13 protein-coding genes, 1 tRNA gene and 1 pseudogene are annotated in these 12,222 nt (G+C 65.7%); 4 read left to right on the top strand and 11 right to left on the bottom strand.

Going from position 1 to position 12,222, the window contains the following annotated elements; translation table 11 throughout:
* Positions 1-124: 124 nt before the first annotated feature.
* Complete coding sequence (locus tag ACRAWC_RS01510) at positions 125-769, top strand: type IV toxin-antitoxin system AbiEi family antitoxin domain-containing protein (RefSeq protein ID WP_431346162.1); 645 nt, start codon at positions 125-127, stop codon at positions 767-769.
* Between the two features lie 246 nt (positions 770-1,015).
* On the opposite strand, the gene ACRAWC_RS01505 is transcribed toward ACRAWC_RS01510, so the two are convergent.
* From ACRAWC_RS01505 to ACRAWC_RS01495, 3 genes are all read right to left on the bottom strand, one after another.
* Positions 1,016-1,342, bottom strand: coding sequence for a hypothetical protein (locus tag ACRAWC_RS01505; protein WP_431346161.1), 327 nt, complete (start codon positions 1,340-1,342; stop codon positions 1,016-1,018).
* Between the two features lie 127 nt (positions 1,343-1,469).
* The gene (locus ACRAWC_RS01500) at positions 1,470-1,973 is read right to left on the bottom strand and encodes a hypothetical protein (RefSeq protein ID WP_431346160.1); all 504 of its coding nucleotides are present in this window, start codon (positions 1,971-1,973) and stop codon (positions 1,470-1,472) included.
* 39 nt (positions 1,974-2,012) lie between these two features.
* Positions 2,013-2,192, bottom strand: coding sequence for a hypothetical protein (locus ACRAWC_RS01495; protein WP_431346159.1), 180 nt, complete (start codon positions 2,190-2,192; stop codon positions 2,013-2,015).
* Between the two features lie 1,296 nt (positions 2,193-3,488).
* Between ACRAWC_RS01495 and ACRAWC_RS01490 the strand changes: the two are divergent.
* Positions 3,489-3,653, top strand: a pseudogene (locus ACRAWC_RS01490) (translation initiation factor IF-2 N-terminal domain-containing protein); the annotation flags it as partial.
* Positions 3,654-4,490: 837 nt separating this feature from the next.
* On the opposite strand, the gene ACRAWC_RS01485 reads toward ACRAWC_RS01490, so the two are convergent.
* The 6 genes from ACRAWC_RS01485 to ACRAWC_RS01460 all read right to left on the bottom strand — a co-directional run bounded on the left by ACRAWC_RS01485 (position 4,491) and on the right by ACRAWC_RS01460 (position 8,909).
* On the bottom strand, positions 4,491-5,510 hold the full coding sequence (locus ACRAWC_RS01485) for a tyrosine-type recombinase/integrase (protein WP_431346158.1): 1,020 nt from the start codon (positions 5,508-5,510) through the stop codon (positions 4,491-4,493).
* Between the two features lie 88 nt (positions 5,511-5,598).
* A complete protein-coding gene (locus ACRAWC_RS01480; RefSeq protein WP_431346157.1) occupies positions 5,599-6,459 on the bottom strand; it encodes an HAD domain-containing protein in 861 nt (286 codons plus the stop codon).
* Entirely contained in the window at positions 6,456-6,662 is a 207-nt protein-coding gene (locus tag ACRAWC_RS01475; RefSeq protein WP_431346156.1) for a hypothetical protein, read from the bottom strand. The genes ACRAWC_RS01480 and ACRAWC_RS01475 overlap by 4 nt, the downstream gene beginning before the upstream one ends.
* Entirely contained in the window at positions 6,655-6,963 is a 309-nt protein-coding gene (locus ACRAWC_RS01470; protein WP_431346155.1) for a hypothetical protein, read from the bottom strand. Before ACRAWC_RS01470 ends, ACRAWC_RS01475 begins: the two co-directional genes overlap by 8 nt.
* Positions 6,963-7,262, bottom strand: a complete 300-nt coding sequence (locus ACRAWC_RS01465) for a hypothetical protein (protein WP_431346154.1) — start codon at positions 7,260-7,262, stop codon at positions 6,963-6,965. The genes ACRAWC_RS01470 and ACRAWC_RS01465 overlap by 1 nt, the downstream gene beginning before the upstream one ends.
* 129 nt (positions 7,263-7,391) lie before the next feature.
* Positions 7,392-8,909: a hypothetical protein gene (locus ACRAWC_RS01460; protein WP_431346153.1), complete on the bottom strand. Its 1,518-nt coding sequence runs from the start codon at positions 8,907-8,909 to the stop codon at positions 7,392-7,394.
* A 363-nt stretch (positions 8,910-9,272) separates the two neighbouring features.
* On the opposite strand from ACRAWC_RS01460, the gene ACRAWC_RS01455 reads away from it, so the two are divergent.
* Together ACRAWC_RS01455 and ACRAWC_RS01450 are read left to right on the top strand one after the other, a co-directional pair.
* Positions 9,273-9,485, top strand: a complete 213-nt coding sequence (locus tag ACRAWC_RS01455; RefSeq protein ID WP_431346152.1) for a helix-turn-helix transcriptional regulator — start codon at positions 9,273-9,275, stop codon at positions 9,483-9,485.
* Entirely contained in the window at positions 9,482-10,705 is a 1,224-nt protein-coding gene (locus ACRAWC_RS01450) for a tyrosine-type recombinase/integrase (RefSeq protein ID WP_431346151.1), read from the top strand. Before ACRAWC_RS01455 ends, ACRAWC_RS01450 begins: the two co-directional genes overlap by 4 nt.
* A gap of 241 nt (positions 10,706-10,946) precedes the next feature.
* Here the strand turns inward: ACRAWC_RS01450 and ACRAWC_RS01445 are convergent.
* Positions 10,947-11,018: transfer RNA gene (locus tag ACRAWC_RS01445), tRNA-Gln, on the bottom strand.
* Between the two features lie 261 nt (positions 11,019-11,279).
* Positions 11,280-12,218 carry an NAD(P)/FAD-dependent oxidoreductase gene (locus tag ACRAWC_RS01440; RefSeq protein ID WP_431346150.1) on the bottom strand — a complete coding sequence of 313 codons (939 nt, stop codon included), beginning with the start codon at positions 12,216-12,218 and terminating at the stop codon, positions 11,280-11,282.
* Positions 12,219-12,222 lie beyond the last annotated feature (4 nt).

Below are 12,222 nucleotides of genomic sequence, written 5' to 3'. Positions count from 1 at the left end.
CACGTCTCGCCATCACTCCGTCCGGGGCCGGCTCGTCTGGCGCGGCGGTGGCGTCTCGCCGGCCTTTTCGCCCCGCAGGACGAAGAATGCTGCGCTTGTCCGGACCATTCGGTACTTTTGCAGCGTGAGTCTGATCGACGCCATGCGCAAGGTCTCCGACATCTGCGGCACACAGTACGGGATGACGACGGTGCGGCAGGCCGCGGCAGCCGGTGTCTCCCGGCAGCAGCTGGCGCGTCTTGTCGAAGCGGGTTTGCTCGAGAGGGAGACGCATGGCGTTTATCGCGCAATTGCCTCCGCGGGTGACGACTTGGATTGGCTCAGGGCGGTCTATCTCTCTATCGACCCCGGGGTTCTCGCCGGCGAGCGGCTGGCGGAGCGTGAGCGGGGCGGCGTAGTTTTCTCACACGCCGCCGCGGCAGCCATCCACGGGATCGGCGATCTCCGGGTCGACGTGGTGGACCTCACCGCGCCCGTGCGTCGACAGGGAGGTAGTCGCGACGTCCGTTGGCATCGTCGCCAGCTACCCAGTGATGCTGTCCAGATCTGGAGGGGATTACCTGTCACGTCGCCCACGGTTACGGTCGCGGACTTGCTCAACTCGTATGTGGATTTCAGCCTGGCGGCCCAAGTCCTCCGCGACGGCATCAGCGAAATCGACATATCTCAGCTGGCGACGCTCGTCCGCCCGTCCGTCGCCCGAAACTCCGGCACGCGGCACCCTGTCGAACTCGTCGAGAAGCTGGCAGCGCTAGCCGGGGTCGGCTGAGATGGTTGAGTCGTAGTCGCGGTGCTTGGCCAGGGTCCCGCCATTCGACAAGCTACGAGCTGTCTCGAATTTGGACGCTGCCGGGCCCTCTGCCTGATCTACTGGCATTTGGACGGCGGGGTAAGACCATCTATTCCGGGAACGTCGTTAGAAAATCCGTGGCAAAGTCGTCCGGATAGCCAACCTCCAAGGCCGACAGATTCACAGTGTAGGCCTTCGTGTTAGACCCGTCCGTAATCGCAACGGTCACCAAACGCCCTTCGCGAGTGATGCGTTGGTACGCCAGTTCGCGACCCATATGCAACAGGGGCTCTGTGTATGCGGACAGGTCGTAAAGTAGTTCCGCCCAGGCGTCGCCAAACGCTTCGTCAGCGCGTTCGGGGGTGCCACCGCTATGCGAACTTTGAAATCGCGGAAAAGTCCGCTCGGATCCATATCGACCCGGAGCACTACCTCTTCTCCGTCCGCTACCAGCTCATAGACGTGCTGCGCAAAACTCACTCCGTCAAATTCCTTGAGTGTCATCACGATGACCGAGGTGACGTTGGCGAGTTGGTCGGCGATTTCATTCACTTGCTTTGTTCACCCAATCCGGGCATCTGACCATCCCTTCACAGAAGGAAGTGACCACGCCCATTGTTTACCGTCGGGGGTATTGGTCCGGAGGATGACTCATCCGGCTCTGGGCGCACCAGAGCGCTCAGCGCAGCCGGACGCGCGCTTTCCTTCCTCTCCCTCGGTAGTCGCGCCAACTGACCCGCGCGAACGCGTCGATCGGATACCACGCGCCGGCAACAGTGTCGGCCGCCACGGGCTGATATGAGCTGCCGACCTGGTGTATCTGCAGTCGAGGATCGCCGCGAGTCTCCGTCCCGGGGACCGGACGCGACTGCCCGTGGTCGATGGGCGCGTTGATCGTGAAATCCGTGTGGGTCGCCTCGTGACCGTCACGGGCAGAGTAGATGAGGCGCACGGTGATGTCGGAGGCGATTGAGCCGCCAGTGTTGTGCAGCGTCCACGGCTGTGGGATGTAGCTCCGTCCAGCTGCTGGATATTCAAACATCCACCGGGCCTTAGTCGGCCGGTTGCGCACCAAGTGCGCCGTGATCGCTTGCCATCCCGTCAAGCCGGCTGCCACCACGGCCACGACGAGCGCGATGATCGAGACGATGACGGCGGCAAGATCGGCTTGAGACTGGGACACTTCTCCCCCTCTTGTTTGTGAACCGCCCGGTAGCACGCTCTAGTTGCTCGGGAGGTAGGTGTCCCCAACCTTGTACTCGTCGTACACCTTGTGACTCACCTCGATCGTGTTCGCATGACGGCCATCGAGGATGTCGAACTGGTAGTCACCGCCGGCAACATGCTTGGCCGTGATCGTCGGACCAGACTGGACAGATTGCGTCGGCTGATGAGTGACCACTCCGAACACGACGGCTGCCCCGTAGACACAACCAACTACACCACCCAGAATCCAGGTGAGATTCCACCTGCTCCAACGCCGCTTCGCCGGCGACTCTGCATTGACCATCAAGCTGCCCGCCTGCTGAGACGGTGAACTCGACATCCCGCCGGTTGGCAATCACCAGCGTCCGGCGGGCTCCACGCAACGGTGCCGGCCAGGCAGCTGCCCAAAGCCGACAACAGCATGTCCTCTCGAATCCGGTCGCTCGACTGGGGCGTGTTTGGCATTGGCATCGGTCCTCACCATCTCCGGATCATGAGCTGCACGGCCCGCGACCTGCGGGTCGGTGCGCACCAAAGCGGTCGCCGACGTACGCCCACGGAGCACCAGTCAAGTTCCAGTACAAGACAGCTGAAAGCCCATCGGACCGCCCACCGTGTTCACGCTCGGGGTGGAGACCTGAGTAGACACGTTGCCGTTGCATTACCGTGCTGGCCTGTCCACCCACAAGGCTCCTGGGATGGCTATGTGAAAAAACCGGTTCTGGTCCACCTCGACAATCACGAACCCGAACAAGCGCCTCATAGGCTTCAACCGGCCCCAGTCGTACCGCCATTCGCCCGCCGGCGTGCGAATCCAATACTCATCTACCGTCGCTCCAGAAGTCACAGTGTCCCCCACACGCCAACTCTCTGCCTGCGATTTCGCTGCAGTGAACGTCGCTCTCACTGGTGACCAGATCGACCAGACCCCGACTGCAGCAATCACCAGGCTCACGGGACGCGGTAAGAGCTCACCGACAACCAGCGCCACCACGCTCCCCAACAAGATGAGGACCGACAACGCAAACATGGTTCCTGCGACGGGTCGAGACAGAATTTCGTAGCACATTCGAACCGCTGACTGTCTCAGCGTAAATCCGCGCCGAATGACCAAGACCGGGTCGCCACCAGGCGTTGCTCTAAGAGACTGCGACACTCTGCGACCTACTCATCGGGTCCATCTTCCCACCCGTTCCTAGGGTCAGATGGGTCAGGCACCGCTGGCGGCTTTATCGGTTCCTGATGCTCAATGTGGGACAAGATGTTGATCCCCGAAACATAGACCCGACGCGCTAACGCCGCGGCCGCTGGCCGGCAGCGATCCGAGCGTCACGCCATCGCGCCGCAGACGCCGCATCAGACGAGCCGGTGGCCCGCGAGGAGGCGCCAGCCGACGAGCTTAGTTGGTCCGGCCGAGCAAGATGGAGCAGCCGCCGGCCCAAAGTCGCGCGCAGCCAGAGCCTCCGGATACGATCCGATTAGAGGAGGCGTGATGGTAGCGAAGCCGCGTGTCCACGAGATCGCCTTCGAGCTCGGTGTGGACTCGAAGGTCGCGTTGGCGACCCTCAAGGAGATGGGCGAGTTCGTGAAGGGTCCGTCGAGCTCGATCCAACCGCCAGTTGCGCGGAAACTCCGCGCCCGGTTGGAGGCGATGGGGTACGACGGGACGAGCCGGATCGGTCTCGGCAGCAGCGCGTCCCGTGGCGCCGAGCTCACGGCGCGCTTGCCGGCCTCGCTACCTGAGCTCGCGGATCTGTTCCGCGCTCGCGCGATCGGGCATCAGCCAGTCCGAGCGCTCCTGCGGGTGGCAGCGGAGTCGGAGAACCTCTTCTACGTTCCGTCGTCCGGCGCCTCTGCGATCGAGCACGGCAGCCGAGTCGCGGCGACACTCGATCTGGACGAGCTGCCTGCGCCGGTCGGTTTGGCGGTCATCTGCGGAGCTCCCGGTCGCCGGTATCCACCGCAGTGGCTGCTGTGGTGGGAGGCAACCGAGCAGTCACTGGCGGTCGCTCGTGCACAGTTGGAGATGCATGAGGACTCGGGTGAAACGAACGAGCCGCAGCTCCGGTTCGACCCGGTCGTGCGAGACGACCTCCGGTCCGACAACGGCTCGTTCCAGATCGGCGCCGCCCCGGCCGCACAGCTTCTTGCTGGCCTCGTGGCCGCGATCCCCGTTGAGCCGCCTAGGGGCGGCGCGGCAGGCACACGGAGGCGGAACTCGCCAGCGGAGCCGAAGGTCGAAGACGACACCCAGATCGTCTACCTGCGGCGTGCCGCCACATCCTCGGGGCGGCCGGAGTCTTCGGCCGATGCGGTCCGTCGGCAGACCCAGTGGACGGTCCGCGGGCACTGGCGCAACCAGTGGTACCCGTCAGAGGACGACCACCGCCGGATCTGGATCGATCAGCACACCGCCGGTGCCGCCGACGGCCCGACAGTCAGCCGTCGCAAAGTATTCGTGATCCGTCCTCGCGCTGAGGTCTGAGTGCGTTGTTCAGAGCCCGAGGACGTTTCCTGTTGAGCGGTCCAGTGCGCGGCCGCTGACGTACCCCAGGGTGGTCGACGGATTCGTGTGCCGACCCTGAGCCATGAGTTCTTCCAGTGACGCACCGGCTTCGGCCGCGACGGTGAGGTGCCCGCGCCGGCCGGAGTGTGAGGAGAGCCGCGGCGCGGTGAGGCCGGCGGCGTCGCAGCGGTTGTGGAAGATCTGATTTACGCTCTCGCCGGAGAGGGGTGTGTCGCCCTGGCGGTCGCTGCCCTTGTAGAAGCGGACGAAAACGGGGGTATCCGGCATCAGTGCGCCGGACGCTGTGGTGCGGTCCGCGAGCCACCGTTCGAGGATCGCTACGGGATCGGTCATCTGCCCGGAGACGACGGGCACGTCTTGCCCTCGGCCGAACGGGTCGCCTTTCGACGTGGGTAAGTGGAGAATCAGCCCTCGGCCGGGATAGGTGGTGATCTGTCCATAGCGCAGGCCGGCGGCTTCGCTCCGGCGAAGTGCCCCCGCGAACAGCAGAACGATCAGCGCGGCGTCTCGGTGCCCCCGGGGTGTGTCCTCGATCGCCCCGAGGATCTGTCGGAGCTCCTCGGTGCGAAGCGGATGAGCCTTCTGTACCTGCCGGCCGGCGAGTTTACGCCGGACGCCGGCAGCAGCGAGTCGCACGGTGGGGTCGTCGGTTGGCGACGGGGTGATCCGCTGCTCTCGCGCGTAGGTAGAAACCGCAGCGAGTACGAGCGAGATCGACGACTGGGAGACTCCAACAGTGCGGCGAGTGTTCGGGTCGGTGCGTCGGCGTAGAGCGCCCAGGTAGGCTGCGAGGGTTCCGGGCGCCAGCCAGTCCAGGCCTTCCGTCTCCGCCCAGGCGCGCAGACTGTTCAGAGCTGACCGGTAGGCGCGGCGGGTTGCTGGTGCCAGGGAGGCGTCGACGTCCTCGGCGATGTGTTCTTGATGCGCGCGCAGGCGCTCGAAGCGCTCGAGCTCATCCGACGGTTCCGGGCTGGGTAGGAGGGTCATACCGGAGCTATGCGCGGAGTTCACTTTCCACTTGCGTTATGTGACGTTAACGCATGTTGGCGAACCTCACCGGTATTCTCGGCGCGCCTCACGCCCGAGCACGGCGGCCGTCGATGAATGCCTCGATCTGCCGCAGATGGCCGGGCAGAAGACCGGACGAAGCGTGAGGAGCGATGAGCAACCGATCGCGCGAGGAGTCTGCGGCCCAAGCAGGGTCGAGAGCGGTCAGCGGGTGAAGTTGGTCGTCGATCCAAACGACCCCGACGTGCTTGGGCAGTCCCGCTTCGACTTTGCGGACTGCGTCCAGCTTCCACCGGGCCAGGCCGCCGGCCGCAGGTTGGCCGGCCAGGATAAATCCGCCGTTCAGGCTGTCATCCGGCAGCCTCTGCAGGAGCTGATCCAGCTCGCGTGGCCGCGCGCCCCACGATGACGACCAACAAAATTCGACGCCATCCTGGTAGAGGATGTCGCTGAGTTCCACAACACGCTCGACGATGTCCAGGTCGTAGACGCGGCCGGCGTCGTCCTCGAGTTGCCGGTGCTTCACCCCAGCCCGGGGCGGCTGGCGCAGCACGACACCGTCAATATCCAGCACGACGAGGACATCGAGGCGGGAGAGCTCTTCCGCGCTCGGACGTGGTCGCACGTAAGTCAGTGACCAAGGTTCCGGAAGGCCAGCCGGCGGCGGGTCCCCAAGAACCGCCGCCAAGTTCCGGGGAGGGCTCGGGTAACGAAGCGACGAGATTACGTCGTGAACGCGCGCCGTAGCGACGGCCACGGCATGCCACTCCTCCGGTACCGCAACGACATAGTCACGCACGGCAGTGATCTCATCGTCGGCGTTCGGGCGGCCGCTGTCACGGATCCGCTCGATCGCCGTATCCGCAGCGGCGCGCAGCCGGGCTGCGGCAGCTCGAACGTCATCCTCTGTGCGCGTCGTGAGGCTCACAATTCGGGCTCCTCCGCCAGCTCGTATTTCCTGTGGATCTCCGCGGACGCTTCCTCCAACGTGATCTCTTCGGTGAGTATTCGACGCGCGCGATCGATTGCATCCGGATTGGGGCTGTGGCAGGCCAGCTCCGCGGATCTCTCTATCTCCGACACGCGGGCCTCCAGTGCATCGCCCTCAAGCCACCGCTTTCGCTCAGCCATCAGAGGGCCGGTCCCCGAGGAAGACGCTGACGTCGACGTCGGAGTTTGTGCGCAGCTCGGCGAGGAGTTGCTCCAGCCGGAGCGCGGCGGCGCGCATCGCCTCGGGGTCGTCCCGCGGAATGCTGCGCTGCCAGGCGTGTGTCGCAGCCGTTAGCTGTAACGCTTCTTCCGGGCTGATGCGGCCGGCGGCGGCGTGTTCTTCGAAGGAGCCACAGAGATCGCCCCAGGCGTCGAGGAGGACATCCAGGTCGACCGGGATCGACTCTGGTTCCGCGGTCATGACCACGCGCTCAAGGCTCATCAGCGGCCCTCGCTGAGGAACGCGGCGACGTCGACGTCACCCTCATGGAGAGCCGCGAGAAGTGCTCGCATCCTTCCCTCCGCGGTCTCGATGGGGGCTGCCTCGTGCCGCGGGAGGGCATCATTGACCGTCGACTGGTAGTAGGTGTGTGCGGCGACGACATCGTGGACGAACACACGACGGCCCTCGTCACTGTCGACATCGCGTCGTTCGCGGAGGGCCAGTGTCACCTCCCCGAACAGGTCGAGGAGCCTGTCGGCCGCGGCGGCAGCGGCAGGCCGTGCGTCAAGCGTGCTCATCGGGTCCTCTGTTCTGCAGCTGGCGGTCTCCTTGAGATCGTACCCACTACCTATGCGCGGAAGCAGAGGCCAGGTGCAAACGGAAGCGGGCCGCCTCCGTGGAGGAGGCGGCCCGTTTCGGTTTGGTGCTTAGTGGGCCACGCCGTTGATGGTGGTGTGGCCGAGTGTGACGTCATAGGCGTAGGAGCCGGACGCGAATCCGGGCAGACCCTGGGACGTCAGGTCCGTGAGACCGCCGTCGAGGTGGGGGCCCGAGATGGTAGTGAGGTCTCCACCGCTGAGCACGATCTTGGACGGGTTGTTGGACTGGCAGTGACCGCCGGCGCCGATCGCGGGTCCAGAGTTGCCGTCCGCCTCGAATGCGGTTTCGGCGGTGATGATGCCCCCGCTGATCGTCAGCGGGACCAGGTCGGGGTGGTCGTCTGGGGTCGCGCCGACGCAGATCGCCGGTGCTCCGTTGGAGCCCCAGCCGTCGCTCTGCTTCACGAGCGGGTGCACGTGACCACCGCTGAACGTGACCGTCCCGTTCTGCCCGAGCTGGATGGCGGACATCCACCAGTACGAAATTGCCGAGACGTCGCCGCCGCTGAAGATGACGTCGACGCCCTCGCTGAGCGTGCCGCCGATCTGTGCCTCGTTAGGCATGTTGCCGGTGTCGTCCGGGTTCTGCAGCGTGACCTTGACGGTTGCGCCTGCGTACTCGAAGACAGCGCCTTGGTGTGGTGCGACAGCGGAACCATCGCTGCTCGGCCGTTCGACACCGATGCCGACGCCCATGCCGTTCGTGGTCACGTTGATGGTGCCCGACTGGAAGATGAACTTCCCTGCGTCGTCTGACGCGACAGCTCCGATACCCGCGGCGGTGTACGCAGTGTTGAAGTCGGAGTTGTCGACGTTCAGGACGCCGCCCGGCGCGGAGGAGATGAAGGTGACAACACCACCCTTGGTAGCCTCGACGGCCGGGTGATCCTGATTTGTCGCTGTATCGGAGTAGCCCGAGAGGGTGATTGTGTGGCCGGCGCTGTCGAGGGAGACCTGGTGCGAGGTGGTGAGGTAGTCGCCACCCGGGGTGACCGTGATGTCGTTGGCCGCGCGAACGATGGTCCCGTCGGCACTGTTGGCGAACGCGTCCGAGAGTTCGCCGGCGTCGTGGACCATCACGACAGGCGCGGCAGGCAATGGGGCGAGCGTGGAAAGGTCCGCGCAGCTGGACATGTCACCGGCCGTCAGCGGCTTCGCCACCGCCATCGACGAGTCGATCCAGAACACGTTTCCAGCGTCAGACCGGATCGCGGCGACCCAGCACTGGCCAGAGTTGCCAGTTGTAACGGACAGCTCCACCTTCTTCGTGAGCAGGTTCGCGGCGGTGAGGGCATTGCCGTCGCCGTAGGTGAGGTCGGAGGCCTGCACCCGGTAGGCAGCCTCAGCAGTCTTGACCGAATTCAGGCTCTGGACCGCCGCTTGGTCCTGCGACCACGGGATGACTCCGAACAGCGATGCGGCGATGACCCCGGCAACGATCCCGAGGACGAGGATGCCGACCATGATCGAGGCGAGGTCGACGACGCCGTTCTCGGCGCGCAGGCGGGCTTTCTGGTTGCGGAGCCGCGCCCGGATGTCTCGGGCAAGGCGGTCGAGAAACTGCATGGTGGTCTCCTTCAGCTAGCGGAGGACGCTTTGTCCCCCGCGCTGAAGATGTGGTCGGCGCCCGGCCAGGGGTCCCGCAGCCGCAGCAGGCTCCAGGGCCGGGAAATCCACTTCGTCACCTGTACGGCGGCGGTGCGGGTGCTGGCCGCGGCCGCGGCCCAGTGCGCTATCTCAAGACGCGTCACATGTCCCCCGAACTGGGGGAGGCGATACCCCTCCAAACCCCAGGCAAACCGCTGCCTCCGCGCATAGCAGATAGTGAGCGGCAGTGATCTCCGATGATCGCTTCCGTTCAGAGCATCGTGCTCAACGGTCGCCTCGCCCGCCTCGGGGGCGACCGACGCAGGCGGGAGAAAGAGCAACATGGGCGACAAGACAGCCAAGAAGACCCTGCGGGTCGATCGGCTCTGGACGATGGAGGACATCGCCGATTACCTGCAGGTCGCGATCGGCACCGTCCGAAACATGTCCTCGCGCGGCCAGCTGCCCGCGCCCGTGAACAACATCGGACGCTCGCGCCGGTGGCGACCAAACGACGTCATCGCCTTCTTCGGCCCGAGGCGGGGCAACCGATGACCGGTCGGCCGCGCACGTCGCTGGGTGCGTGGGGCAAGCTCACGTACGAGACCCTCGCCGACGGTCGGGTCCGCGTGAGCGGTGCCTACCGCGACCAGTGGGGAACTACCCACCGGATCCAGCGGACGGCAGCCTCTCGTGCGGCGGCAGACAAAGTGCGCCTCGCTGCGGCCCAGAAGATCAGCGCACGTCGGTCCGGCGGCAACACATCGATGCTGAAAAGCGAATCCACGATTCGTGAACTCGCAGAGCTGGTGCTCGCAGAATACGATGGACGCACTGACCTGGCGACACAGACACTGAGCCGGTACCGGGCATCAATTCGCAACCACATCATCCCGGCTCTCGGCGCTTTGCGCTTAGACGAGGTCGACGGTCACCTGCTCGGAGAATTCCTGACGGAGCTCAACTCGCAGCACCCGAGTGAAGCCCGAAGCTGCCGCACAATCATCCGCGCCATGCACACGAAAGGAGGCCGTGCGATTCACGACAATTGGGCGTCCGGCCTCCCGAAGCGGCTCAGCCGTCGTCGCGGAGACGTACGCGCACTCACCGCGGCGTCGGTGAACACGCTGTTCGAGATGCTGGAGCGCGACCGCCAGCGACCGCGCAGCGGCCCCACGTCCCGCCGAGCACACGACGTGCTCGAAGACGTGCTGACGGTCCAACTCGGCACCGGCCTCAGAGTGAGCGAGGTCGCAGCCTTCCGTGCTGAAGACGTCGTCCTCCACGATGACGGCCGCGTCCAGGTAAGGGTCCACAGCGCAGTCGTCTATCTAGCGGCGAGGGGGAAAAAGACTTCAATGCCCGGGCGCAAGCGGGCGGTCTACGAGAAGCCCGGTCGATACATCGTCCAAGAGCACAACAAGACGCACCAGATACGCCTGGTGTGGGCTGACGAATGGGCAGCCCGCGTCCTCATGCGACGTGTCACTGCCGTCGAGAGTGGACTCCTGTTCACCACCGACACAGGCACCCCTCTCAACCTCAACAACGTGCGGCGCACCCTCCGCGACGTCATCGAGGGCACCGACTTCGAAGGTTGGCTTTCCACCCACACGATGCGCAGAACGGTTGGCAACGCCGTCGCACTGGCACAGGGCGAAGATGCAGCTGCAGCGGTGCTCGGGCACGCCTCGGTCGCTACAACCCGGGAGTCATACATCGAGAGGGTCCAGCTCGCGCCAGACGTAACGAGCGTCACCAGCAAGCTCCGCTGACGCCAGAACGTCCGAACGCCCCCGCCGACTCAAGGCGGGGGCGTTTCTGCTGTATCCGACGGTCTCAAAGCTGCAGAAAAGTCGTAGAAAACTGGAGCGATATGGAGTGACTTGCGGTGACGACCAGTGACTCCGCTAGTGGTCGACACGCCGAAGCCGAGCCTGCGCAAAGCCGCATGAAACCGCCGGTCAACTACGAAAAAAGGCCCGGATCTCCGGGCCTTCTTCACGTCACTTCCTGCTGGGGTACCTGGACTCGAACCAAGAACAACTGAACCAGAATCAGCCGTGTTGCCAATTACACCATACCCCAAGGGCTTCGGACTGCGGTCCGGGCACGAGATACAACAATAGCCTATGCTCCTCCGCTTCCACAAAACGCGGGAGGGCCGGGCGAGCCGTCGCCCGGCCCCGCCGTTCGGGCCGCGACGGCGAATCGGACCTGGAGGCCTTCGCCGCCATGCTGGAGCGCTACAAAGCCGCCCCCGACGAGTGAATCGAGCGCACGCGATTCGTGACGAATGTCGCGAATGGCGCGCCGAAACACGCGATTCGTGACGAATGTCGCACGCGGCTAGAGGACGGCGCCCTCATCGACGGCGATCCCGATCAGGTCGCGGTTCACGGCGGCGGCCACGACGGCGCCCGACCCCGCCGCCACGATGAGCTGCTGCGGACCCGGCGCGGTGGTCTCCCCCGCCGCGTACACCCCCGGCAGCGACGTGCGGCCGTGCACGTCCGTCACGAGATACCCGTCGCTGTCGCGGTCGAGGTCGAGTGCGTCCGCGAACGCCAGCGCGGGAGTCCACACCGGCCGAACGAACCCGCCCGCGCGCGGCACCACGGTCCCGTCGGCGAGCCGGACGCCGGTCATGACGCCCTTCTCCCCGACGACGTCCTCGATCGGACGCCGCTCGACGCCCACGCCGAGTCGCGCGAGCGAGCGCTCCTCGTCGGCACCGATCGGCGCGACGCCGTTGGTGAAGACGATCAGGTCGTCCGTCCACTGCGTGAGCAGCAGCGCCCGCTCGGCCAGGTCCGCCGTCTCCCCGATCAGGGCGAGCGGTTCGCCGGCCTTCTCGAAGCCGTCGCACTCGAGGCAACTGTGGAGCTGGGTGCCGTAGAAGGCGCGCAAGCTCGGCAGGGCGGGCATCGTCTCGGTCACGCCGGTCGCGATCACGACGGTCTGCGACACGGCGTCCACGTCGGCGCCGCCGCGCACGCCCGTTCCCCGCACGCGGAACCCGTCCGCGTCCACGGTCACCGAGCCCACCTGCGCGAACACGATGTCCGCCTCGTCGTAGCCGGAGACCTCCTCGCGGCCGAGGCGGCGCAGCTCTGCGGGCGGCACACCGTCGCGGCTGAGGAAGCCGTGCGCCTGCAGCGTCGCAGCGTGCCGCGGCCGGTTGCCGTCCACAACGAGCACCCGCCGGCGGGCGCGCGCCAGATTCAGCGCGGCGCTGAGGCCGGCCGGGCCGCCCCCGACGACGATGACTTCAGCGCTGACCCCCACGGCG

The organism is Leifsonia sp. L25, assembly GCF_050632895.1.
Note: the sequence above shows the minus strand (reverse complement) of the source record. Positions and strands in the feature narration are given on the sequence as shown.

Bases quoted from the DNA above. Each gene is read 5' to 3' on its own strand.
- ACRAWC_RS01485 (WP_431346158.1), bottom strand. From the start codon at position 5,510: ATGACCCTCCTACCCAGCCCGGAACCGTCGGATGAGCTCGAGCGCTTC.
- ACRAWC_RS01475 (WP_431346156.1), bottom strand. From the start codon at position 6,662: ATGGCTGAGCGAAAGCGGTGGCTTGAGGGCGATGCACTGGAGGCCCGC.
- ACRAWC_RS01470 (WP_431346155.1), bottom strand. From the start codon at position 6,963: ATGAGCCTTGAGCGCGTGGTCATGACCGCGGAACCAGAGTCGATCCCG.
- ACRAWC_RS01465 (WP_431346154.1), bottom strand. From the start codon at position 7,262: ATGAGCACGCTTGACGCACGGCCTGCCGCTGCCGCCGCGGCCGACAGG.
- ACRAWC_RS01460 (WP_431346153.1), bottom strand. From the start codon at position 8,909: ATGCAGTTTCTCGACCGCCTTGCCCGAGACATCCGGGCGCGGCTCCGC.
- ACRAWC_RS01455 (WP_431346152.1), top strand. From the start codon at position 9,273: ATGGGCGACAAGACAGCCAAGAAGACCCTGCGGGTCGATCGGCTCTGG.
- ACRAWC_RS01450 (WP_431346151.1), top strand. From the start codon at position 9,482: ATGACCGGTCGGCCGCGCACGTCGCTGGGTGCGTGGGGCAAGCTCACG.